Below are 23,537 nucleotides of genomic sequence, written 5' to 3' on the forward strand. Positions count from 1 at the left end.
TCTGAAAACCTTTTTGAGCGTAGCCCGGACATTTTGATCATGCCCGATTTACCTTACGCTGCATTTCCTTCTAAAAAGTCTTGTGCGAAACGTTGCAACACACCACCGGCTTCATATACCAATACTTCTTCTGCAGTATCGAGGCGGCAGGTAACCGGAACTTTGACAGTTTCGCCGTTTTTACGGTGAATCACGAGAGTCAGGTCGCAGCGCGGTGTGCGTTCGCCGACCACGTCGTAGGTTTCCGTACCGTCCAGTTTCAGGGTGTGGCGGTTAGTACCCGGTTTGAATTGCAGCGGCAACACGCCCATACCGATCAAGTTGGTGCGGTGGATACGCTCGAAGCCTTCGGCAACAATCGCTTCCACGCCGGCGAGGCGTACGCCTTTTGCAGCCCAGTCGCGGCTTGAGCCTTGACCGTAGTCCGCACCGGCAATGATGATGAGCGGCTGTTTGCGGTTCATATAGGTTTCGATGGCTTCCCACATGCGCATGGTTTTACCTTCTGGTTCAACGCGTGCCAGCGAACCTTGGCGTACGCTGCCGTCTTCGTTTCTCACCATTTCGTTAAACAGTTTCGGATTGGCGAAGGTTGCGCGTTGGGCGGTCAAGTGGTCGCCGCGGTGGGTTGCATAAGAGTTGAAGTCTTCTTCAGGCAAACCCATTTTCGCCAAATATTCGCCTGCGGCACTGCTGGCCAAAATCGCATTGGACGGCGAGAGGTGGTCGGTGGTGATGTTGTCGGGCAAAATCGCCAGCGGACGCATGCCTCTCAATGTGCGCTCCCCTGCCAGTGCGCCTTCCCAGTAAGGTGGGCGGCGGATATAGGTGGACATTGGACGCCAGTCGTACAGCGGGCTTGGTGCTTTTTGCGCTGTGCCGGTATCGAACATCGGAATATAAACGTCGCGGAATTGTTGCGGTTTCACATATTCGGCAACGATGGCATCGATTTCTTCATCGGTCGGCCAGATATCTTTCAGGCGGATTTCTTTGCCGTCTGCAACGCCTAGTACGTCGTTTTCAATATCGAAACGGATGCTGCCTGCCAGCGCGTAGGCAACGACCAACGGAGGCGAAGCGAGGAAAGCCTGTTTCGCATACGGATGGATACGGCCGTCAAAGTTGCGGTTGCCTGACAATACAGCGGTGGCGTACAAATCGCGGTCGATGATTTCTTTCTGGATTTTCGGATCCAGCGCGCCGCTCATGCCGTTACAGGTGGTACATGCGAAGGCAACGATACCGAAGCCGAGTTTTTCCATTTCAGGCAGCAGGCCTGCTTCTTTCAAATAGATTTCGGCTACTTTTGAACCCGGGGCAAACGAAGATTTCACCCAAGGTTTGCGTTTCAAGCCGAGGCGGTTGGCATTGCGTGCCAACAGCGCGGCGGCGACAACGTTGCGCGGATTGGAAGTATTGGTACATGAAGTAATCGCGGCAATAATCACTGCACCGTCAGGCATTTGGCCGTCTGAAGGCTCTTCGTAAGGTTTAGCCAAGCCTTTGCTGGCCAAATCGGCGGTCGCAAAACGGGCATGCGGATTACTTGGGCCTGCCATATTGCGCGTTACGCTGCTCAAATCAAATTTCAATACGCGAGGATAAACGGCGTTTTTCAAGGCATCTGCCCACAAGCCTGCGGTTTTGGCGTAGGTTTCCACCAATTTCACTTGCGCATCGTCGCGACCGGTCAGTTTCAAATAATCAATGGTTTGCTCATCAATAGCGAACATCGCAGCAGTCGCGCCGAACTCAGGGGTCATATTGGAAATGGTGGCACGGTCGCCGATGGACAGGCTTCTTGCGCCCTCGCCAAAGAATTCGACAAATGCACCAACCACGCGCTCTTTACGCAAGAATTCGGTCAGTGCCAACACGATGTCGGTGGCAGTAATGCCCGGCTGGCGTTTGCCGGTCAGCTCAACGCCGACAATATCAGGCAGACGCATCATGGAGGCACGGCCCAACATTACGGTTTCGGCTTCCAAACCACCCACACCTACGGAAATCACGCCCAATGAATCGACGTGCGGCGTATGTGAGTCAGTACCGACGCAGGTGTCAGGGAATGCTACGCCGTTTTTGACTTGGACAACCGGCGACATTTTTTCCAAATTGATTTGGTGCATAATGCCGTTGCCCGCAGGAATCACGTCCACATTTTCAAATGCGGTTTTTGTCCAGTTGATGAAGTGGAAACGGTCTTCGTTACGTCTGTCTTCGATTTCGCGGTTTTTGCGGAAGGCATCAGGATCGTAACCGCCGCATTCAACGGCCAAAGAGTGGTCGACGATGAGCTGGGTTTGCACCACCGGATTCACTTTGGAAGGATCGCCGCCTTTTTCGGCAATTGCATCACGCAGGCCCGCCAAATCCACCAACGCTGTCTGACCCAGAATATCGTGACACACCACGCGCGCCGGATACCAAGGGAAGTCGATTTCCTGCTTTCCCTCAATCAGTTGGCCCAGCCAGCTTTGCAGTGTAGGCAGGTCGACTTTGTCTGCGCGGTTGACCAAGTTCTCAGCCAAGATACGGCTTGTATAAGGCAGCTTGTCGTAAGAGCCTGGTTTGATGTCTTCACACGCCTGACGCGCGTCGTAATATTCCAAATCCGTACCGGGCAAAGCTTTGCGGTAGCGTTGGTTGGCAGTCATGTCGGTTCTCCTAAATCTATTCTTTTTTTGGTTTTGGGGTTTCAGACGGCCTGTTGATTCGGACCTTAAGGCCGTCTGAAACCATAAATTCTGTTTTATTGCTTGTTGTCTGAAATCTATTCGCGGTATGAAAAAAAATTGCTGCTCCGCTACCATCATTCCCGTATAGACGGAAATCCAAACTTAAATCTTTCAGCACTCTTTACAGCAGAACATTTCAACTTTTGAATTTCTGCCTGTATGGGAATGACGACAGCAGAGCAGCATGTTTTCCAAACGGCCGGCTCTCTCTCTCGCATACTGCACTAGGCCGTCGAAAAACGAAAACTTAATTTATTCATTGTTTTCAAACGGCATTTCGAGATGGGGTGGGCTGGCGGCCCACCCTGCTGTTACGCGTATTAGCGGTTTTCAATCTCCACGAATGCCAAATCTTCAGGGCCTGTGTAGTTTGCGCTCGGACGGATGATTTTGCCGTCTTTGCGTTGCTCGAGAACGTGTGCGCTCCAACCGGTTGTACGGGAAATTACGAACAGCGGTGTGAACATAGCGGTCGGTACGCCCAATTTTTGGTAGGAAACGGCGGAGAACCAGTCCAGATTCGGGAACATTTTTTTCTCTTCCCACATCACGCTCTCCAAGCGTTCGGCAATGTCAAAGAGGCGCATATCGCCGGTTTCTTTGCTCAAACCGCGTGCCACTTCTTTAATGACAACGTTGCGAGGGTCGGAAATGGTGTACACCGGATGACCGAAACCGATCACGATTTCTTTGCGGCCGATGCGTTCGCGGATGTCTGCTTCGGCTTCGTCGGCATTGCGGTAGCGTTTTTGAATATCGTAAGCCACCTCGTTCGCACCGCCGTGTTTCGGACCTTTCAACGCGCCGATTGCACCGGTAATGCTGGAGTACATATCAGAGCCTGTACCGGCAATCACGCGGGCAGTGAAGGTAGAAGCGTTGAACTCGTGTTCGGCATACAGAATCAGTGAAACGTGCATGGCTTTGATGTGTGATTCGCTTGGGCGTTTGCCGTGCAACAGGTGCAGGAAATGACCGCCGATGGTCTCTTCGTCGCTTTCAACTTCAATGCGTTTGCCGTTGTGCGAATATTGATACCAGTACAGCAGGAGGCTGCCGAGGCTGGCAATCAGTTTGTCGGCGATGTCGCGCGCTTCACTTTCCGGATGGCTTTCACGTTCAGGATGAACGCAGCCCAGCATGGATACGCCGGTACGCATCACATCCATCGGATGGGTATGTGCAGGCAGGCTTTCCAAAACTTTAATCACACGGATAGGCAGGCCGCGCATGGATTTGAGCTTGGTTTTATAAGCGGCCAGCTCGAATTTGTTGGGCAGATGACCGTGAATCAGCAGGTGGGCAACTTCTTCAAACTCGCATTTTTGTGCCAAATCCAAGATGTCGTAACCGCGATAGCTCAAATCGTTGCCGGTACGGCCAACGGTACACAATTCGGTATTACCGGCCGCAACGCCAGAAAGCGCAACGGATTTTTTAGGTTTGAAAGTCGGGGTTTGAGTAGTTTCAGTCATGGTATTTCTCCTTTGTATTTTTGTGGGTTTTATTTTTCAGACGGCCGATGCGGATTTGTTGAAAGGCCGTCTGAAAGCGGTTACTTATTTTTGAAACAATTTATCCAGTTTTTGCTCGAAGGCATGATAGTTCAGATGCTCGTACAGCTCGGCACGGGTTTGCATACTGTCAACCACTGCGGCCTGAGTTCCATCGCGCATAATCGCTTCATAAACATTCAGAGCGGCTTTGCTTGCTGCGCGGAATGACGACAGTGGATACAGCACCAGTGACACGCCGTTTTCAGCCAGCTCGCTTTGGGTATAAAGCGGAGTGGAACCAAACTCGGTAATGTTGGCCAATACAGGTACTTTCACTGCATCTGCAAATTGGCGGTACATTTTCAAATCGGTCATGGCTTCAGGGAAAATCATGTCCGCACCGGCTTCGACACAAGCCTGAGCGCGTTCGATAGCGGCATCCAAACCTTCTACCGCCAGCGCATCGGTACGCGCCATAATCACAAAGTTCTCATCAACGCGGGCATCTACGGCAGCTTTGATACGGTCGACCATTTCATCTTTAGAAACGATGGCTTTGTTCGGACGGTGGCCGCAGCGTTTTTGCGCTACCTGATCTTCGATGTGAACCGCTGCAACACCAGCGCGTTCAAAGTTGCGAATGGTACGGGCAATATTGAATGCACCGCCCCAACCCACATCGATGTCCACCAGCAGAGGCGTATCCACGTTGTCCGTAATGCGTCGTGCGTCAATCAGCACGTCTTCCATTGTGGTAATACCCAAATCAGGGATACCGCAAGAGCAGGCTGCCACGCCGCCGCCAGACAGATAAATCGCCTTGAAACCGCTTTGGGTGGCCAATCGTGCAAAGTAAGCATTGACGCAACCGACTACGGCAAGAGGATTCGATTCTTTCACGGCTTGACGGAAACGCGCTCCGGCAGAGTGTTGGCTCATCATATTTCTCCTTTATAGACTTTTTTCAGTATTAATCGGACGGCTCAGTTTTTCACAACTTGAAACGAACCGTTTAAAAAGAAACAATCGTTCTAAAAACTGTTTTCAGACGGCCTATAAAATTTCCATTATCAACCATCTAAAAATTTAAAATTAATAAAAACAAATAGTTATCAAAACCAATAAATATAATAAGGCTGAAGCGGAGGCGTTTGTTTTTTAAATATTATTAATCAGTATATGAATGCAACAGGGGAAAGAAGTTTTAAAACCCGAAGCGTTTGTAGGAATACGGAAACTGGATTCGGGTTGAGAGCCTTCAGACCGTCGGGACTGCCAATAAGCTGGCGGCGACGGGAGCGGCAGAGACGGGAGAAAATCTATAACAAGAGAGAGTGGTTTGATACAGATTCATGATGATGTTCCTTTGTAGTGCGATGTAGTTTTTATTTATGGAAACAAATTTAAAAAATAAAACCGGTCTTGTCAAACACTTTTTTCAAAAAAATTATAAAAAATTCAGTTATTAATAAACGATTTTTTTGCAACAAATGTAAAAAACGGACAGGCTGTACCACATCAAACCCTTGTGTGGCCTAGCTTCTGTCCGTTTTGTGTTTTTGGCTGATAGTCAGAATAATTGTAAACAATCTGTCTAAAAATAATTTATAATTGATTCATTTATAAAGAACTTTTAAAGATGCCATCTGAAAAAATTAAAATTTTTGCCTTTAAATTTTCAGACGGCCTTTGCATGATGACTACTCTGCACTAAATGCCGTCTGAAAAGTCTGTTTGCCAATGGTAATGTCGGCAGTGTAATCATGGCGGCCTTCGACGCAAAACGGCAAGCGGATTTGCGCAGCCTGCCAACTTTGCGGCGATTGTTGCGTCAGGTTGTAGCGGTTGAAACCCATGTCCATGTTTTTCATACTGAAACTGATACTGACCGCGCCCGTATTCTTCGGCACATTCTCCACCACAATATCAAACGGCTCGTGTGTATTGATGGAAGTCGCACGCACTTTTGAACCGTCAGGCAGGACGCAGCCTTGTGTCAGACTACATTCGACTACATTCGCTTTTGTCTGTTGCCGCTGCCACCAATCCAAAAGCAGCAGTTTGGCCGCTGCAAACACAATCAGTAAAACAGCGGCAATCAGTAGTTTTTGATTTTTTCTCATTTCAGACGGCCTCAATGTCATTATCGATCAAAACAGCATGCACACCCATGCTCTGCCACTGTTCACGATAAATGGAAACCATACTTTCCGGAGCAGCCGCAATCAACGGCATAGCCACGCCTTGCGCCAAAATATCGACAACTTGCTTGGCTACCTCTTCATTCGCTACTTTCCAAACGACAGCATCGGCATTTTGCACCTGCTGCCATTGTTCGGCATTTTCAATGATTGGCCACACGCTGGGCGCTTCTATCGGTTTGCCTTGTTGCCAATCGGCAAAATTCAACAATACGGCAGATGCGGTTTGATGCTGAGCCGACTGATACGGCACAACATGATATTCGCCCATGCTGTTTTGACCGCTCAAGCCGCTTTTCAGACGGCCTTGAAGCTGGCGCGGAATGGATAGGGAACGTAATAATGCGCTATTGGCAGGCAACATCGGCGTAACAGTAAAATCCCCTGCCTTTTGCCATGCCCATTTCTGCCCTTCCCTCGATTGGATTTCTCCCGCCCATTGGTCGGCTTCCACCCATAAAAAATGCAGGCGTACATGTGCGTGTTCGTAGGAATGGACTTTGGTCAGCCACGGCGTAGCGGCAAGGATACGGATACCGAGTTCTTCTTCAAACTCGCGTTGCAAGGCTTGAAAATCGCTTTCGCCTGCCTCAACCTTGCCTCCGGCAAATTCCCAATAGCCGGCATACGGTTTTCCTTCGGGGCGGGAACTGAGCAGGTAGCGGCCGTTTTGGTCGAGCAAAATTCCGGCAACCACTTGCACCAATGGACGTGTGTCTTCAGTCATCATGAGCTTATTCTTATATGCGGCAGGCGGCGACACCTGCCGATTTATGCGTAAAAAAACGATGTCGGGCTTATACGCCCGACCTTCAATAAATACCAAACCCTTCAGGCCGTCTGAAAAAGATGCTTTATTTCAGAATACTTAAATCCGGCCTTATTTTTCCGCAATGACAAAAGCCATGACGGTATCTTCTTCATCGCTCATACTGAGATGGCAGCTTCGGATACCCTGTTCCTCCAGCCATTTAGTCAAAGCCGGTGCAAAAAACAATTCAGGTTTGCCCAGTGCATCATGCCCGACACCGATATTGCGGAAAGACACCACGCCGCGTATGCCCGTCCCGACGGCTTTGGCAAAAGCCTCTTTGGCGGCAAAGCGTTTGGCAAGATAGTTGACCGGTTTGCCTGCCTGCGGAAACTCCAACAGCTCTTCTGGGCTGAGAATGCGTTGCGCAAATGCCAGTCCGAATTTTTTGTTCAGGCGGATAATGCGTTTGAGGGAAACAATGTCTGTACCAATTCCGTAAATCATGGGTCTGCTCCTTGTTTAAATAGTCAGGCCGTCTGAAAGTGTGGATACCGGCCAAAGCCAATTGCCTTAGTCGGTATGACTGATGCCGTTAAGGCAGCATTCTGGCTCTGAACATGATTTCCTTCATTTGGCGGACAGCTTCTGGCAAGCCGAGGAAGAGTGCTTGGGAAATCAGCGAATGGCCAATGTTCAACTCACGGATGGCCAGAATTTGAGCAATCGGCGTAACGTTGTGAATGGTCAGGCCGTGTCCGGCGTTAACGACCAAACCCAAATCGCTGGCGTAATGCGCGCCGTTTTGAATGCGCTCGAATTGTTTCATTTGTTCGGCATGGCTGTGCGCATCGGCATATGCACCGGTGTGCAACTCGATAACGGGCGCGCCGACATCATAAGCGGCTTGGATTTGCGCGTTGTCGGCATCGATAAACAAGGACACGCGGATGCCTGCGTCGGTCAAGATTTTGGTGAACTCGGCTACTTTATCCTGTTGCGCCAATACGTCCAAACCGCCTTCGGTGGTTACTTCTTGACGTTTTTCAGGCACGATGCACACATCTTCCGGCATGACGTTGAGCGCGTTTTCCAGCATTTCTTCCGTCAGCGCCATTTCCAAATTCAGGCGCGTGCGGATGGCGTTTTTAACGGCGAACACGTCCGCATCTTTAATATGGCGGCGGTCTTCACGCAAGTGCATGGTAATCAAATCTGCACCGTGGGTTTCCGCAATCAGCGCTGCTTCGACAGGGCTGGGATAAATCGTACCGCGCGCATTGCGGACGGTGGCAATATGGTCGATGTTTACGCCTAACAACATAATAATGTCCTTTCTTTAAGGTTTCAGACGGCCTGAACCTTCTCATATCAAAGGCCGTCTGAAAAAAATTCAACTGCCCAAGCCAAACTGCTGTAACTGCTGCAAAACCTGCCGAGACTTAATGCCCTCGGGCAGAAGGTTGTCAATCAAAAGCCGCGTCACTTTCAAAGCCTGCCCGAGGCTTTCCTGATGAACGAAACTGCCTTCCCTCAAATCGATTAACGTCGCACCCGATACGGCAACGCCTTTATTGAGCGGATGGAAACGGTCGGCCTCGGCCAAAGGCACCACAGCCTCTTCCGGTGTGAGCCAATAAGTTTCTTCGCCGTTGATTTCATTGCCGTTGCCGTCATGGAACAAATCGGGGGCAAAGCCCAAGCGTGTCAGTAGCGTCCATTCAAAACGGCGCAAAGCGGCAATGTGGTTGGCCTCGCAACAAATGGTTTTCATGGTTTCCGCCAAAACATCGTAAAGCTCGGGCAATGGGTCTTCACGGACGGTCAACTTCAGCATCAGCTCGTTCACATACAATCCGCTGAACAAAGCTCTGCCCTGCGGCTGAGGCCAACCTCCTATCCATTCGGCGCGATGCAGGGTCTTCAATTCTTGCGAGCCATACCAAGACGCGCTCACCGGCACAAACGGCACCAACACGCCGCGCAATTCGCTCTGCCGTTTGCGCGCGCTTCTGGCCAATAAAGCCACCCGCCCATAACGGCAGCTGAAAGCCTCCACCCACAAGCTGCTCTCGCGCCACGGGGCGGAAGCAAGCAGAAAGATAGGTTCGTGGTTGATGCGGTTTGGTTGCGCCATAAGGGTTTGGAAAGATAAAGATTGTGTCGATTATAACGGAAAATCGACACAAAAGGCCGTCTGAAAGTCCACCTTCTATAAAGGCCGTCTGAAAACCTTTATAATCCGTTTTGAATGAATAACTGACTTTCCTGTGTTTATGCCGAATTCCCTTTTAAATCCGCCCTTTCCCTGCTCTCTGCAGCCCTATTATCCGCCTGCTCCTTGGTGAAATACCAACCCGTTGCCGGTATTGATGCAGTCGATTTGAAGCAAGGCTACCGCTTTGAAACCAGCAAACTCCAGCGGGAAGACGATGACGATACCTTAATTGTCGTCATGTTTTCAGGCGGAGGAACACGTGCGGCGGCGTTGGGTTATGGCGTTTTAGAACAGCTCAACCAGCAGCAGGTAACCATCGGCGGCAAAAGAAAATCCTTGCTGGCCAACGTCGATGTCGTTGTCGGCGTATCTGGCGGCTCGGTTTTGGCGGCTTATTTTGCACTCAAGGGCGAAGAAACCATTCCCTTGTTTTATAAACGTTTCCTACACCAAAACTTCCAACGCCAAGTCGTCAAACAGGCATTCTCCATGTCCAATCTGCCCCGACTGGCCTCGCCTGAATACGGACGCGGCGATCTGTTGCAGGAGCAGTTTGAAAACTACCTTTTCGGCAAAACCACTTTCCGCGATTTGGAAAAAAATGCCAAGGGCCCGTTTGCCATCATTTCCGCCACCGATATGGGCATAGGCGAGCGTTTCAATTTCACGCAGGAATATTTCGACCCGATGTGTATCGACTTGGGCGACTTGCGACTTGCCCGCGCCGTCGCAGCTTCAAGCTCCGTGCCTATGGTATTTGCACCGATTACCCTAAACAACAACGGCGGACGCTGCAGCTACACGCCGCCGATCAAAATCGAAGATGCAGACGACAGCGAAACAGGCAGACAACAAAGCCGCACCATAAAAGAATTTTACGAGCGCTTCCAAAAATACGCAGACGGGAAAAACCGACCCTACATCCACCTGATAGACGGCGGCCTGACCGACAATCTGGGTATGCGCAGCCTTTTGGATATGACGGAAATGTACCCGGAAAAAATCCTGACAAACAAAATCCTGCAAAACAACATCCGCCATATCGTCGTCATCAACGTCAATGCGCAAAACCAAGTCAGCAGCAATTTAGACAAAACCGCGGCCGTTCCCGGTTTCCGCGACGTCGTCTCCTCCATCGTCAATATCCCCATTGACCAAAACTCGCAAGAATCCCTGCGCCGTTTCCGTGCCTTCGTCGATCAGTGGAATAAAGACAAACAAACCGACGGCATCAGCTTCTCCTTCGTCAGCCTCAACCTCAAAGACCTCCCTCCTTCCGAGCTGAGGGAAAAAGTATTGAACATTCCGACTAGTTTTTATCTGCCGCCGGAAGATGTGGACAACCTGCGTACCGCCGCTGCCGAACTGATGAAGCAATCGTTGGACTACCGCAACCTGCTGACAGAATTTGCAGCGCACCACAATCCCGATGCCATCTTTGCCGAACCGCCGCCGGACGCTAAAGATTTCAAACCGTTAAATGAAAAAGAAACACAGAAACAATCTGTTCCATAAAGTATTGCTCTGTTAAAATAGACAAATAGATTTCAACCCCTTCAGACGGCCTCAGAGATAAAGGCCGTCTGAAAAAATATCAAAAACAGAACACAACCATGACCGAAAAAACCACGCCTATCGTTACCGATATTGACCGCCCTATTCTCGTTCCGCCAGGCGGCCATAAAAAAGTCCTGCTGCATTCTTGCTGCGCCCCATGTTCCGGCGAAGTGATGGAAGCCATGCTTGCCAGCGGCATCGACTACACCATTTATTTTTACAACCCCAATATCCATCCGCACAAAGAATATATGTTGCGCAAAGAAGAAAATATGCGCTTTGCGGACAAATTCGGTATCCCCTTTGTCGATAAAGACGACGACTACGAAAACGACCGCAAAGAATGGTTTGCCAAAGCCAAAGGCATGGAATTCGAACCCGAACGCGGTATCCGCTGCACCATGTGTTTCGATATGCGTTTTGAAAAAGCGGCCCAATACGCCCATGAAAACGGCTTCCATGTTTTCACCAGCTCACTGGGCATTTCACGCTGGAAAGACATGAAACAGATCAATGGCTGCGGCCATCGTGCTGCCGAGCCGTACGATGACTTGGTTTATTGGGATTTCAACTGGCGCAAAGGCGGCGGCAGCGCACGCATGATTGAAATCAGCAAGCGCGAGCATTTCTACCAACAAGAATACTGCGGTTGCGCCTACTCCCTGCGCGATTCCAATGCCCACCGCAAATCGCAAGGCCGCATACCCATCAAGCTGGGCGTATTGTATTACGGTGATGAATCCACCCAATACGAGCCTCAAGCCGAAAACAAAATCATTGTTGAGAAATAAATATCAAAGGCCGTCTGAAACATTCAGACGGCCTTTGTTCAAATCAGACGATTAACGGCGGCGGAATTTGCCATGATCAAAATCATCAAATGCCTGATAAGCAGCTTGGCATTGAATTTTTTGCTCGGCATAAGGCAAACCGCGGAACGCTTTTGCCGCTTTTCGGTTTTCCCTCAATTCGGCCTTGTTGCCTTTATAGCGATACCAAGCAGCACGGCGCTCAAGGTATCTCTTACAAGCAGGATGCAATTTGTTTTTCTTCGCCTGCTGGTGTTTGCTCACATGATGGCCATGCGGTTTGGCCGCCGCTTCGGCAGAATAAGCACCCAAGCTCAATACGGCAACCGCCGCCAGTGCAGAACCTAAATTTTTCAACATTAACATGATTCGCCTTCTAAATAGTTTTTCCATTATATGTTTCGCCAGGGCACCGGCAAAACGCCCATTTTTTACATGACAAAAATGTGGTTAATTACTACATCATACTACTTGCTTTGCAAAATTTAACACACCCTTCCATTTAGACAAAACCTGAATATAAATCTCTTTATTTCATAAGCCTCTAGCCAATGTCTGGCCAAATGTGATGCAAACGCAAAATAATACCAAATCGCCACAAAGCCACATAAAATCTAGTTTAAGCCTCCCATCCCCTAATCCACACCCCGAAAAAAGCGCATTGTCAAGTCTAGTTAAACAAAGAAAAATACATTATATTGTGCCGTTCAAAGCAATCAAATACCGTATCTTGTGTTTTTTTAATGGGAAGACTGAATAATGAATGCAGCAACGAATATTAAAGTAACCAAACGCGACGGACGCTTGGAAGATATCAATTTAGACAAAATCCACCGTGTTGTTACTTGGGCGGCGGAAGGCTTACAAAACGTCTCCGTATCGCAAGTCGAGCTCAAATCTCATATTCAGTTTTACAACGGTATCCGTACCGACGATATCCATGAGACCATCATCAAGGCCGCAGCCGACCTGATCTCACAAGACACGCCCGATTATCAATATCTGGCCGCCCGCCTCGCCATTTTCCATTTGCGCAAAATCGCTTACGGCGAGTTCGAACCGCCCCACCTCTACGACCACGTTAAAAAACTCACCGATGCGGGCAAATACGACCGCCACATCATCGCAGATTACAGTCGCGAAGAGTTTGACGAGCTGAATGCCTATATCGACCATAGCCGCGACATGACCTTCTCTTATGCTGCCGTGAAACAGCTCGAAGGCAAATATCTGGTTCAAAACCGCGTGACCCGCCAAATTTATGAAACGCCGCAGTTTTTATACATTTTGGTGGCCATGTGTCTCTTTAGCAAATATCCGAAAGAGACCCGTTTGGATTACGTCAAACGATTTTACGACGCCGTTTCCACATTCAAAGTATCGCTGCCTACGCCTATCATGAGCGGCGTGCGTACGCCTACCCGTCAATTCTCAAGCTGCGTATTGATTGAATGCGACGACAGCCTCGACTCCATCAACGCGACCACCAGCGCGATTGTGAAATACGTTTCCCAACGAGCAGGCATCGGCATCAACGCCGGCCGTATCCGCGGCTTGGGCAGCGAAATCCGCGGCGGCGAAGCACAACACACCGGCTGTATCCCATTCTTCAAAATGTTCCAAGCGGCCGTTAAGTCCTGCTCGCAAGGCGGCGTACGCGGTGGCGCGGCAACCTTGTTCTACCCATTGTGGCACATCGAAGCCGAAAGCCTGTTGGTATTGAAAAACAACCGAGGCGTAGAAGACAACCGTATCCGCCAACTGGACTACGGCGTACAAATCAACCGCCTGCTGTACACCCGCTTGATCAAAGGCGGCAACATTACCCTGTTCTCGCCGAATGAAGTTCCAGGTTTGTATGATGCATTTTTTGCCGACCAAGACGAATTCGAACGCCTCTACACTCAATACGAGCAAGATCCAAACATCCGCAAACGCACTTTGCCGGCAACAGAACTGTTCTCCACCCTGATGCAGGAGCGCGCCGGTACCGGTCGTATCTACATCCAAAACGTTGACCACTGCAACACGCACAGCCCGTTTGATCCACGCGTTGCGCCTGTTCATCAGTCCAACTTATGCATGGAAATCGCTCTGCCGACCAAACCTTTGGACAACATCAACGATCCGAACGGAGAAATTGCCCTGTGTACCCTTTCCGCCTTCAACTTGGGCGCATTAAATAACTTGGACGAACTGGAAGAACTCGCCGATTTGACCGTACGCGCACTTGATGCCCTGTTGGATTATCAAGACTATCCGGTTGCAGCCGCACGCACCGCGACCATGAACCGCCGCACACTCGGCATCGGCGTCATTAACTACGCCTACTATTTGGCGAAAAACGGCGTACGTTACAGCGACGATTCCGCCCTCGGTCTGACCCACCGCACCTTTGAAGCAATGCAGTATTACCTGCTCAAAGCATCGGTAAACCTTGCCAAAGAATACGGCGCATGCCCGCTGTTCAACCAAACCGTTTATTCGCAAGGCAAACTGCCTATCGACACCTACAAAAAAGACTTGGACGCCGTGTGCAACGAGCCTTTGCACTACGACTGGGAAAGCCTGCGCGCCGACATCGTCAAATACGGCCTGCGCAACTCTACCCTGACCGCACTCATGCCGTCTGAAACCAGCTCGCAAATTGCCAATGCCACCAACGGCATCGAGCCTCCACGCGGCCTGGTCAGCGTTAAAGCATCAAAAGACGGTATTTTGAAACAAGTCGTACCGGAATTTGAAACCCTGAAAGATGCCTACGAAACCCTGTGGCAGCTTCCCGGCAACGAAGGCTACCTGAAACTTGTCGGCGTGATGCAAAAATTCGTCGATCAGGCGATTTCCGCCAACACCGCCTACGACCCGGGTAAATTCGAAGGCAACAAAGTTTCCATGAAACAAATGCTGAAAGATCTGCTGACCGCCTACAAATACGGTGTCAAAACCCTGTACTACCACAACACCCGCGACGGTGCGGACGATACGCAGACCGATATTCAGGATGACGGCTGCGCTGGTGGGGCTTGTAAGATTTAAGGGCTAGAGTTTTATTAACAGAACTTCTTCAGGAAGTCTGTAATTAAAATTTAGGCTTCTTGAGGAGGATATTCATCATTATAACTATATGAATTTTATGGATATTCCTTCAATTATTGATAGTTTAGGACGTAATAAAGACGTAACATATTTGATTGCGATTGTATTAATTTATTCAGTCAAACAGCTCAAAGATGTTCTGTGTCATAAAAATTTCCGAAAAACCGTCAAAAATTTATATAAAGACAAGGATTTAGAATAAATGTCTTGTGAACACTTAACTATGTCATACAGCACTTTTTCCAAAACCAAAAACGATGCGCTAAAAGAGCCGATGTTTTTTGGTCAACCGGTAAATGTTGCCCGTTATGACCAGCAGAAATACGAAGTATTTGAAAAACTGATTGAAAAACAACTGTCTTTCTTTTGGCGGCCGGAAGAAATCGACGTGTCTCGCGACCGTATCGACTACGCCAACTTGCCCGAACACGAAAAACACATTTTCATCAGCAATCTGAAATACCAAACCCTGCTCGATTCCATCCAAGGTCGCAGTCCGAACGTTGCCTTGCTGCCTTTGGTGTCGATTCCCGAGTTGGAAACTTGGATTGAAACATGGAGCTTTAGCGAAACCATCCACTCGCGCAGCTATACCCACATTATTCGCAATATCGTCAACGATCCGTCGGTCGTGTTCGACGACATCGTGCAGAACGAATACATCATCGCCCGCGCCGAAGACATTGCCTGCTATTACGATGATTTGATTGAATACACCCAGTATTACAACCTGTTGGGCGAAGGCACGCACAATGTCGGCGGCAAGCTCGTTACCGTATCTTTGCGCGAGTTGAAGAAAAAACTCTATCTCTGCCTGATGTGCGTCAACGTATTGGAAGCCATCCGCTTTTACGTTTCATTCGCCTGCTCGTTTGCCTTTGCCGAGCGCGAATTGATGGAAGGCAACGCCAAAATCATCAAGCTGATTGCCCGTGACGAAGCCCTGCATTTGACCAGCACCCAGCATATGCTCAACCTGATGCGCGCCGGTGCCGATGATCCTGAAATGGCTGAAATTGCGAATGAATTGCAGGACGAGTGTTTCAACCTCTTCAAAAAAGCAGCCGAGCAGGAAAAAGAATGGGCAGCCTATCTGTTTAAAGACGGCTCAATGATTGGTCTGAATAAAGAGATTCTGGCGCAATACGTTGAATACATTACCAATCTGCGTATGCAGGCGGTCGGTCTGCCTGCCGGATTCGAAGGTGCGACCCAAAACCCAATTCCTTGGATTAACGCATGGCTGTCTTCTGACAATGTACAGGTTGCGCCGCAGGAAGTGGAAATTTCGTCTTACCTGATTGGTCAGATTGATTCGGAAGTCAATGCCGACGATTTGGGCGATTTCGAGCTGTAATCGAACATTCGGTTTTATGATTAAGGCCGTCTGAACGGTGTGGCAGAAATCTTTGATTTCGTCTTTACACCGTTTCAGACGGCCTTTCCAATCCAAACAAATCATATGGCACTCATCAGCACACACGACAAAACCTTCCAACTCCAACAAGGCGAAACCTTATTGGAGGGTTTGGAGCGCACCGGACACGAGGTTGAATACCAATGTCGCAGCGGTTATTGCGGTTCGTGCCGGGTCAAAATCTTGGATGGAAAAGTCTCTTATGATAATTTTCCGCTCGCTTTTGTCGCACCCGGAGAAATTTTGCCTTGCTGCTGTCGGGTTACCGAAGACATCAAACTTGATTGTCGGGAGCGCATCAAAGAGCCAGATTTATTTGATGTCGATTTATTTGAAGACAAATAAAAAATGCCGTCTGAACATTGCGGTCGAAATCTTTGATTTCATTTCCACTGCTCAGACGGCATTTTGTATGACAAAGCTTATTTACGCTCGCCAACCGGCAAAACTGTTTTGCCGAAAGATTCGTTAATGACTTCCGCGGCGGCCAAGTAGAACGCACCAAGTGCAGTTACCAAGCCTAAGCAACCGCCGATATGGACGATGCTATGATTTTCCATGCCATCGCCAATGCCCAGGGCAAAGAAAGTCAGTGTCAAGAAAAAGAAAATACCGCTCAATACTTTAGGCTTGGTCAAGGTGGCCACAAACATCATCAGCGAAAACATACCCCATGCGCAAAGATACCAGCCGATAAATGCCGGGGCTGTTTCACCTTTAAAAAAGATGGTAAACAAAGCCCATGTCCACCAGAAGGCGCCATAGCTGATAAAAGCGGTAAAGCCGAACGTATTGCCTTTCTTGAACTCAAACATACCGGCAATAACTTGGGCGATACCACCAAAGGCGAGAGCCATGCCCAAAACTAAGCCGACACCCTCTTGAGCAGTAAAAAAGCCGCCGTTAATCAGACTGAGCAACCAAGTTGTCAATGCAAAGCCGCACAAGCCGACAGGACCTGGGTTCACCAGGTTTTCTTTAGTAGTAGTCATTTTATTTCTCCTCTAGTTATTAGAAATAGGAAGCCCATTGTTACAGGTTTTATTTAAAATTAAAAGAAATAAATTTAAAAAAATCAGGCCGTCTGAAAAATATTTTTCAGACGGCCTTGAATATTAATAATTAAACTATCCCAAAATTGCCAAGATTTTCCTTAATTCGTTGGCATCAATTTGGCCGGGGGCCGACGTTTTTTGTGCTGCACCAAAGGTAACAGCCGAGCCGAAAGTCGAGCCGGCCAAGCGGCTGACAACTCCGGTTTTACCCATGGACATAGTAATAATCGGGCGGTCGATAATTTGTGAAACATCATATGTTGCCTGCAATAAAGTCAATACATCTTGCGGCGATTGCGGCATCACGGCAATTTTGCAGATATCCGCGCCCCACTCGGCCATTGTTTTCAGACGGCCTGTAATATCTACCAAAGACGGCGTAGCTTGGAAATCGTGATTGCAAAGCAAGGCTGCAGTTTGATATTCATGTGCCAAGGCGATGATTTTTTTGACGCCGCCCTCCTCGGCAAAAAGCTCGATGTCGATAATATCGGCTTGTTTGGAACAGATGATTTTTTCCAATAATTCAAAATAATAGTCATCCGAACAAGGCGTATTGCCGCCCTCTTGCGCCCTTCTAAACGTAAACAGCAGGGGCTTGGCAGGAAAAGCCTGTCGAACAATGCCTAATTGCTCGGCAATAAATTCGGCATCAAGCGCCTCTTGAAAAAAATCCGCACGAAATTCGATGATGTCAAAAGCCGTCTCTTTCAATACGTGCAAAGCCTGCGCCAATTCCTGCATATTAGCAGCCACCAGCGGCACGGCAATTTTAGGCAGGCCTTTGCCGATCTCGATATTTTTGATGATGACAGGTTTCATATTGTTCCTTTTTGCTGTTCAAGCCAATCAGTGCAGATGATCGTAAATGGTTTCCGCCAAGGCTTTGCTGATGCCTTCCACTTTTTCCAAATCCTCGCGGCTGGCCGCAATCACGCCGCGCAGGCCGCCGAATCGGGTAAGCAATGCTTGACGGCGTTTGCTGCCGATACCGGGGATTTCGCTGAGTGAGGAAGTAACGCGCGCTTTGTCGCGTTTTTTGCGGTGGCCTGTAATCGCAAAGCGGTGCGATTCATCGCGTATGGTTTGCAATAAATGTAAAGCCGGGCTGTTGGGCGGCAGGCGGAAAACTTCTCCGGTAAAAGGCAGTATGAGTTCTTCCATGCCGGCTTTGCGCTCGGGGCCTTTGGCGATACCAACCAAAGGAATGTTCAGCCCGAGCTCTTCCCATACCGATACGGCTACGCCGATTTGCCCTTTACCGCCGTCAATCAACACGACATCCGGCCATTTGACGGCTTCGCCGTTGGCTTCGGCTTCCTGCATTTTGCCGTAACGGCGCGTCAACACTTCGCGCATGGCGGCGTAGTCGTCGCCGGGTTTGGCGGTAGTGATGTTGTAGCGGCGGTATTGAGAAGGCTGGATGTTTTGCTCATCGTACACAACGCAGGACGCAATCGTGGCTTCGCCTTGCGTGTGGCTGATGTCGAAGCATTCAAGGCGGTTAAGGCCGTCTGAATCCATGCCGAGGATTTTGGCCAGTTCGTCGATGCGGTGTTGCTGGCTGCTTTGTTGCAGGCGGCGTTGGGCAATCGCCATTTGTGCGTTTTGTTCCGCCATTTTCAACCAGACTTTACGTTCGCCTATGGTTTTGGTCACGAACTGCATCTGCTTGCCGTGTTCGCCTTCCAAAGCCTCTTTCAACGGATCGGGAACGGGAAAGTTGCTGATGATGATGTCGGGTTTGCTTTTGCCCAAATAATGTTGGGCGACAAAGGCTTCGGCGTAATCTTGTCCGTTTGGTTCGGGGTCGTTTTTAGTGTCGGGGAAAAAGCTTTTATCGCCGACATGCCGTCCGCCGCGGATGCTGACCCAGTGTACGCAGACCAGGCCGTCTGAAACCGCCAGCGCAAGCAAATCGATATCGTTTGGATTGTTCGGATTTTTGCTGTCGATAAACTGATTACTCTGCATGATGCCGAGCGCTTGAATTTGATCGCGGTAACGGGCAGCTTCTTCAAATTGCAAATTCGCGGCGGCGGTTTGCATTTTGTGTTGCAAGGTGCGCGTCAGTTCATCGGTTTTGCCATTGAGGAAAGTCGCGGCTTCACGCACGCTGTCGCGATAATCTTCTTCGCTGATGTGTCCGACGCAAGGCGCGGTGCAGCGTTTGATTTGGTAAAGCAGGCAAGGACGGTCGCGATGCTCGAATACGCTGTCCTCACAGGTACGCAGCATAAAGACTTTTTGCAACACTTGAATGCTGTCGCGCACGGCATTGCTGTTGGGATACGGACCGAAATATTGATTTGGTTTTTTCAGCGTGCCGCGGTAATACGCCATTTGCGGATATTGATGGCCGCTGAGCATCAAATAAGGATAGCTTTTGTCATCGCGGAAAAGGATATTGTATTTCGGCGACAAGGCTTTGATGAAGTTGTTTTCGAGAATCAGCGCTTCGGCTTCGGAACGCGTGATGGTGGTTTCGATATGGTGAACCTGTTTTACCATCAATGCGATGCGCGGCGAATGGTCGTTTTTTTGGAAATAGCTGGAAACACGCCGCTTGAGATTGACCGCTTTGCCGACATACAAAACATTGTTGTCTTCGTCAAAAAAACGGTACACGCCCGGAAGATTGGGCAGATTTTTCAGAAAAAGTGGTAAATCGAACGGTTCGGTTGCGCTCACGGGATTTTCTTTTGGAATAAGCAGGCCGTCTGAAAACTTTTCAGACGGCCTTTTTCATTGACGTTTAAGATTCTTGAGATGGAGTATCTTCAGCTTCTACCACTTGGTTTTCAGCTGTATCGCTTTCCAAAGCGGCTTCATCTTCAGCCTCTTCAGCTACGCGTTCCAAGCTGACCAAGGTTTCGCCTTCATCCAGATTAATCAGACGGACACCTGCGGCAGCACGGCCGGTCTCACGGATTTGCTCAACTTTGGTACGAATCAGAACGCCGCCGCTGGTAATCAGCATCAGATCATCGGTTTCGCTGACCAAAGTCGCGGCAACCAAATCGCCGTTGCGCTCGCCGGTATTGATGGCGATATTGCCTTGTCCGCCTTTGTTTTTACGGCTGTAATCGGCAATCGGGGTACGTTTGCCATAGCCGTTGGCGGTAGCGGTCAGCACTTGCAAATCGCTTTGCTCGGCTTCAGGGGCGAAGGTAATCAGGCTGACAATCTTGCCATCGGCTGGCAGGCGCATACCGCGCAAACCGCCGCTGCCGCGACCGGACGGACGGACACCGTGTTTGCCGCTTGGTAATGCGTTTTCGGCATTTTCATCATCCAGGCCGTCTGAATCTTCGTTTTCGGTTTCGATATCTGCATCTTCTGCTTCATCGTTACCGGATTTTTCCCAATATTCGTTAAAGCGGATGGCTTTGCCCAAGTTGGAGAACAACATAATGTCGTCCGCACCGCCGGTTTGCGCTGCGCCGACCAAGTAATCGCCTTCTTTAAGCGCGATGGCTTTGATGCCTTGGCTGCGGACGTTTTTAAACGCAGACAGCTGGACTTTTTTCACCATGCCTTGTGCGGTGGCGAAGAAGACGTATTGGTCTTCCGGAAACTCACGGACAGCCAAGATGGCGCTGACTTTTTCGCCTTCTTCCAATTGGATAACGTTATTAATCGGACGACCTCGGCTGTTGCGGCCGCCTTCCGGTAGTTTGTACACTTTAATCCAATGGCACTTGCCCAAATTGGTGAAGCACATCAAATAATCATGCGTGTTTGCAACAAACAGGGTTTCGATAAAGTCTTCGTCTTTGGTTGCCGCTGCCTGCTTACCGCGGCCGCCGCGACGCTGCGCCTGATAATCGGTTGTCGGCTGGGTTTTGATGTAGCCGCCATGAGTCAGGGTAACGACCATTTCGCGTTGCGGAATCAGGTCTTCATCGGCAATATCACCGCCAAACGGATTGATTTCGCTGCGACGCTCATCACCGAAGTTGGCTTTGATGTCTGCCAATTCTTCGCGGATGATTTGGGTAACGCGCTCAGGTTTGGAAAGAATATCCACGAAATCAATGATTTTGCTCATCAGGTTTTTATATTCGCCGACAATTTCTTCCTGATCGAGACCGGTCAGGTTACGCAAGCTCATGCGCAAAATGGCATCGGCTTGCAATTCGCTCAGGTAATAGCCTTGGCTATGCAGGCCCAAATTCTCTGGCAAGCCTTCAGGGCGCATCATGTGCAGGTCTAAATCCGTACGGCTGAGCATGTCTTCAACCAAGCTGCTGCGCCATGGGCGGGACAGCAGTTTTTCTTTGGCTTCCGGCGCATTGGCAGATTCCTTAATCAGGCGGATAATTTCGTCGATATTAGACAAGGCAACTGCTTTACCTTCGGCAATATGGCCTTCATGACGCGCTTTTTTCAGGCGGAATAAAGTACGACGGGTAACGACTTCGCGACGGTGGCGCAGGAATTCGGACAGGATTTGTTTCAGGTTCAGCAAGCGCGGCTGGCCGTCAACCAAGGCCACCATGTTGATACCGAAGCTGTCTTGCAGCTGGGTCAGTTTGTAGAGTTGGTTCAAAACGACTTCGGCATTTTCATTGCGTTTCAATTCGATCACGACACGCATACCGGATTTATCGGACTCGTCGCGCAGGTCGGATACGCCTTCCAACGTTTTTTCGCGTACCAACTCGCCGATTTTCTCAACCAGCTTGGCTTTGTTTACTTGATATGGGATTTCATCGATAACGATGGCTTCGCGTTCGCCATTTTTACCAATAGGCTCAATATGGGTTTTACCGCGCATCACTACACGGCCGCGGCCGGTTTTATAGCCTTCGCGAACGCCGCTTAAGCCGTAAATAGTTGCGCCTGTTGGGAAATCGGGCGCTTGGATAATGTTGATCAACTCGTCGATTTCAGTTTCAGGCTCATCCAACAAGCGCAGGCAGGCATTGATGGTATCGCCCAAATTGTGCGGCGGGATATTGGTGGCCATACCGACGGCAATACCGGACGAACCATTGACTAGCAGCGCAGGAAAACGGGTCGGTAATACCAGCGGCTCATGTTCGCTGCCGTCATAGTTGGGACCGAAATTGACGGTTTCTTCTTCGATATCCGCCAGCATTTCATGGGAAATTTTTTCCATGCGGATTTCGGTATAACGCATGGCTGCTGCGGCCAAGCCGTCGACAGAACCGAAGTTACCCTGACCGTCGATCAGTACATAACGCATAGAGAAGTCTTGCGCCATGCGGACGATGGTGTCGTAAACGGCTGTATCACCGTGGGGGTGATATTTACCGATAACGTCGCCGACGATACGCGCCGATTTTTTATAGGCGGAATTCCAGTTATTTTTCAACTCGTGCATCGCGTACAACACGCGACGGTGTACCGGCTTGAGACCGTCGCGGACATCCGGCAGGGCTCGACCCACAATCACGCTCATGGCGTAATCGAGGTAGCTCTTGCGCATTTCGTCTTCAAGGCTGACAGGCAGGGTTTCAAGTGCAAATTTATGGTCGTTGCGGATGGTTGCGTCGGTCATGATTATCTGTAATTTCGTATGGCAAAAATCTTGTTGATTCTACCACAAAACAAGCGGTTTATGGCTTTTGCGTGAAGGCCGTCTGAAACAGGATTTCAGACGGCCTTCATTATTTAATAAATTTAATTTAGTTGCAGCCAGAATCTTCGTTCGCAGCCTGCAGACTCAATTCTTTACGCTTTTTAGCCCTTTCATAACGGCAGCGTTGACGCTGTGTATTGATTTCCAAAGGCGGTACAGGAACCGGCTTACCGTCTTCAACGGCAACCATAGTGAAGTAGCAGCTGTTGGTATGACGCACTTCGCCTGTGTGGATGTTTTGCGCCTCCACACGGATACCGACTTCCATAGAAGTACGGCCGGTGTAGTTGATACTGGCGTAAAAGGTTACCAACTCACCGACATGAATAGGCTCTTTAAACAATACTTTATCAACAGACAGAGTAACGCAATAGGTTCCGCTGTAACGGCATGCGCAGGAATATGCCACTTGGTCGAGCAGGCGCAGAAGATCGCCGCCGTGAACATTGCCGCTAAAGTTTGCCGTATAAGGCATCATCAGCTCGGACATGATCAGTTCATGGGAAGGTAGTTGGCGTTCCGGTTTCATCGTTTATTCTCCTTTTGATATTTATTTTAAAATTGTCTGAAAACTTCAGACTGCAC

Annotated in this window: 20 protein-coding genes; 6 read left to right on the plus strand and 14 right to left on the minus strand. The window is 49.5% G+C overall.

Features of this window, described 5'->3' with window-relative positions:
• Positions 1 to 53: 53 nt before the first annotated feature.
• The 8 genes from acnD to recO form a co-directional block, all read right to left on the minus strand.
• A complete protein-coding gene (gene acnD, locus ACTHTK_RS00945; protein ID WP_049335194.1) occupies positions 54 to 2,660 on the minus strand; it encodes a Fe/S-dependent 2-methylisocitrate dehydratase AcnD in 2,607 nt (868 codons plus the stop codon).
• Positions 2,661 to 3,061: 401 nt separating this feature from the next.
• A complete protein-coding gene (gene prpC, locus ACTHTK_RS00950) occupies positions 3,062 to 4,216 on the minus strand; it encodes a bifunctional 2-methylcitrate synthase/citrate synthase (protein ID WP_063075771.1) in 1,155 nt (384 codons plus the stop codon).
• An 84-nt stretch (positions 4,217 to 4,300) separates the two neighbouring features.
• Positions 4,301 to 5,176: a methylisocitrate lyase gene (gene prpB / locus ACTHTK_RS00955; RefSeq protein WP_039862334.1), complete on the minus strand. Its 876-nt coding sequence runs from the start codon at positions 5,174 to 5,176 to the stop codon at positions 4,301 to 4,303.
• A gap of 761 nt (positions 5,177 to 5,937) precedes the next feature.
• The gene (locus ACTHTK_RS00960) at positions 5,938 to 6,360 is read right to left on the minus strand and encodes a hypothetical protein (protein WP_107723294.1); all 423 of its coding nucleotides are present in this window, start codon (positions 6,358 to 6,360) and stop codon (positions 5,938 to 5,940) included.
• Between the two features lies 1 nt (position 6,361).
• A complete protein-coding gene (locus tag ACTHTK_RS00965; RefSeq protein WP_234394592.1) occupies positions 6,362 to 7,165 on the minus strand; it encodes an NUDIX domain-containing protein in 804 nt (267 codons plus the stop codon).
• Between the two features lie 153 nt (positions 7,166 to 7,318).
• On the minus strand, positions 7,319 to 7,696 hold the full coding sequence (gene acpS / locus ACTHTK_RS00970; protein ID WP_003686416.1) for a holo-ACP synthase: 378 nt from the start codon (positions 7,694 to 7,696) through the stop codon (positions 7,319 to 7,321).
• Between the two features lie 88 nt (positions 7,697 to 7,784).
• On the minus strand, positions 7,785 to 8,513 hold the full coding sequence (gene pdxJ / locus ACTHTK_RS00975; RefSeq protein WP_107723296.1) for a pyridoxine 5'-phosphate synthase: 729 nt from the start codon (positions 8,511 to 8,513) through the stop codon (positions 7,785 to 7,787).
• Positions 8,514 to 8,582: 69 nt separating this feature from the next.
• A complete protein-coding gene (gene recO / locus ACTHTK_RS00980; RefSeq protein WP_070588490.1) occupies positions 8,583 to 9,326 on the minus strand; it encodes a DNA repair protein RecO in 744 nt (247 codons plus the stop codon).
• A 204-nt stretch (positions 9,327 to 9,530) separates the two neighbouring features.
• Here recO and ACTHTK_RS00985 point away from each other — a divergent pair, with 204 nt between their 5' ends.
• Together ACTHTK_RS00985 and ACTHTK_RS00990 are read left to right on the plus strand one after the other, a co-directional pair.
• Positions 9,531 to 10,922, plus strand: a complete 1,392-nt coding sequence (locus ACTHTK_RS00985) for a patatin-like phospholipase family protein (protein ID WP_440378225.1) — start codon at positions 9,531 to 9,533, stop codon at positions 10,920 to 10,922.
• A gap of 98 nt (positions 10,923 to 11,020) precedes the next feature.
• Complete coding sequence (locus ACTHTK_RS00990) at positions 11,021 to 11,755, plus strand: epoxyqueuosine reductase QueH (protein WP_101756277.1); 735 nt, start codon at positions 11,021 to 11,023, stop codon at positions 11,753 to 11,755.
• Positions 11,756 to 11,806: 51 nt separating this feature from the next.
• On the opposite strand, the gene ACTHTK_RS00995 is transcribed toward ACTHTK_RS00990, so the two are convergent.
• Positions 11,807 to 12,139 (minus strand): stress response protein, encoded by a 333-nt coding sequence (locus ACTHTK_RS00995; RefSeq protein WP_314460756.1) that lies wholly within the window; start codon positions 12,137 to 12,139, stop codon positions 11,807 to 11,809.
• A gap of 393 nt (positions 12,140 to 12,532) precedes the next feature.
• On the opposite strand from ACTHTK_RS00995, the gene nrdA reads away from it, so the two are divergent.
• The 4 genes from nrdA to yfaE all read left to right on the plus strand — a co-directional run bounded on the left by nrdA (position 12,533) and on the right by yfaE (position 16,634).
• Complete coding sequence (gene nrdA, locus ACTHTK_RS01000) at positions 12,533 to 14,812, plus strand: class 1a ribonucleoside-diphosphate reductase subunit alpha (protein WP_440378226.1); 2,280 nt, start codon at positions 12,533 to 12,535, stop codon at positions 14,810 to 14,812.
• A gap of 97 nt (positions 14,813 to 14,909) precedes the next feature.
• Entirely contained in the window at positions 14,910 to 15,074 is a 165-nt protein-coding gene (locus tag ACTHTK_RS01005) for a hypothetical protein (RefSeq protein ID WP_161799802.1), read from the plus strand.
• A gap of 21 nt (positions 15,075 to 15,095) precedes the next feature.
• On the plus strand, positions 15,096 to 16,229 hold the full coding sequence (gene nrdB / locus ACTHTK_RS01010) for a class Ia ribonucleoside-diphosphate reductase subunit beta (RefSeq protein ID WP_440378227.1): 1,134 nt from the start codon (positions 15,096 to 15,098) through the stop codon (positions 16,227 to 16,229).
• Between the two features lie 105 nt (positions 16,230 to 16,334).
• Positions 16,335 to 16,634: a class I ribonucleotide reductase maintenance protein YfaE gene (gene yfaE, locus ACTHTK_RS01015; RefSeq protein ID WP_003686421.1), complete on the plus strand. Its 300-nt coding sequence runs from the start codon at positions 16,335 to 16,337 to the stop codon at positions 16,632 to 16,634.
• A gap of 77 nt (positions 16,635 to 16,711) precedes the next feature.
• Here yfaE and ACTHTK_RS01020 read toward each other — a convergent pair whose 3' ends face one another.
• The 5 genes from ACTHTK_RS01020 to ACTHTK_RS01040 form a co-directional block, all read right to left on the minus strand.
• Positions 16,712 to 17,281 (minus strand): acetate uptake transporter, encoded by a 570-nt coding sequence (locus ACTHTK_RS01020; protein WP_440378228.1) that lies wholly within the window; start codon positions 17,279 to 17,281, stop codon positions 16,712 to 16,714.
• A 135-nt stretch (positions 17,282 to 17,416) separates the two neighbouring features.
• Positions 17,417 to 18,166: a type I 3-dehydroquinate dehydratase gene (gene aroD / locus ACTHTK_RS01025; RefSeq protein WP_440378229.1), complete on the minus strand. Its 750-nt coding sequence runs from the start codon at positions 18,164 to 18,166 to the stop codon at positions 17,417 to 17,419.
• Between the two features lie 27 nt (positions 18,167 to 18,193).
• Entirely contained in the window at positions 18,194 to 20,035 is a 1,842-nt protein-coding gene (gene uvrC, locus ACTHTK_RS01030) for an excinuclease ABC subunit UvrC (RefSeq protein WP_440378230.1), read from the minus strand.
• 64 nt (positions 20,036 to 20,099) lie between these two features.
• The gene (gyrA, locus tag ACTHTK_RS01035) at positions 20,100 to 22,871 is read right to left on the minus strand and encodes a DNA gyrase subunit A (protein WP_440378231.1); all 2,772 of its coding nucleotides are present in this window, start codon (positions 22,869 to 22,871) and stop codon (positions 20,100 to 20,102) included.
• A 127-nt stretch (positions 22,872 to 22,998) separates the two neighbouring features.
• Positions 22,999 to 23,481, minus strand: a complete 483-nt coding sequence (locus tag ACTHTK_RS01040; protein ID WP_003686444.1) for an acyl-CoA thioesterase — start codon at positions 23,479 to 23,481, stop codon at positions 22,999 to 23,001.
• Positions 23,482 to 23,537 lie beyond the last annotated feature (56 nt).

The organism is Neisseria sp. P0006.S009 (assembly GCF_051962915.1).
Lineage (GTDB): Bacteria > Pseudomonadota > Gammaproteobacteria > Burkholderiales > Neisseriaceae > Neisseria > Neisseria subflava_E.

Coding starts and splice junctions, on each gene's coding strand:
- acnD (WP_049335194.1), bottom strand. CDS start 2,660: ATGACTGCCAACCAACGCTACCGCAAAGCTTTGCCCGGTACGGATTTG.
- prpC (WP_063075771.1), bottom strand. CDS start 4,216: ATGACTGAAACTACTCAAACCCCGACTTTCAAACCTAAAAAATCCGTT.
- prpB (WP_039862334.1), bottom strand. CDS start 5,176: ATGAGCCAACACTCTGCCGGAGCGCGTTTCCGTCAAGCCGTGAAAGAA.
- ACTHTK_RS00960 (WP_107723294.1), bottom strand. CDS start 6,360: ATGAGAAAAAATCAAAAACTACTGATTGCCGCTGTTTTACTGATTGTG.
- ACTHTK_RS00965 (WP_234394592.1), bottom strand. CDS start 7,165: ATGACTGAAGACACACGTCCATTGGTGCAAGTGGTTGCCGGAATTTTG.
- acpS (WP_003686416.1), bottom strand. CDS start 7,696: ATGATTTACGGAATTGGTACAGACATTGTTTCCCTCAAACGCATTATC.
- pdxJ (WP_107723296.1), bottom strand. CDS start 8,513: ATGTTGTTAGGCGTAAACATCGACCATATTGCCACCGTCCGCAATGCG.
- recO (WP_070588490.1), bottom strand. CDS start 9,326: ATGGCGCAACCAAACCGCATCAACCACGAACCTATCTTTCTGCTTGCT.
- ACTHTK_RS00990 (WP_101756277.1), top strand. CDS start 11,021: ATGACCGAAAAAACCACGCCTATCGTTACCGATATTGACCGCCCTATT.
- ACTHTK_RS00995 (WP_314460756.1), bottom strand. CDS start 12,139: ATGTTAATGTTGAAAAATTTAGGTTCTGCACTGGCGGCGGTTGCCGTA.
- nrdA (WP_440378226.1), top strand. CDS start 12,533: ATGAATGCAGCAACGAATATTAAAGTAACCAAACGCGACGGACGCTTG.
- ACTHTK_RS01005 (WP_161799802.1), top strand. CDS start 14,910: ATGGATATTCCTTCAATTATTGATAGTTTAGGACGTAATAAAGACGTA.
- nrdB (WP_440378227.1), top strand. CDS start 15,096: ATGTCATACAGCACTTTTTCCAAAACCAAAAACGATGCGCTAAAAGAG.
- yfaE (WP_003686421.1), top strand. CDS start 16,335: ATGGCACTCATCAGCACACACGACAAAACCTTCCAACTCCAACAAGGC.
- ACTHTK_RS01020 (WP_440378228.1), bottom strand. CDS start 17,281: ATGACTACTACTAAAGAAAACCTGGTGAACCCAGGTCCTGTCGGCTTG.
- aroD (WP_440378229.1), bottom strand. CDS start 18,166: ATGAAACCTGTCATCATCAAAAATATCGAGATCGGCAAAGGCCTGCCT.
- gyrA (WP_440378231.1), bottom strand. CDS start 22,871: ATGACCGACGCAACCATCCGCAACGACCATAAATTTGCACTTGAAACC.
- ACTHTK_RS01040 (WP_003686444.1), bottom strand. CDS start 23,481: ATGAAACCGGAACGCCAACTACCTTCCCATGAACTGATCATGTCCGAG.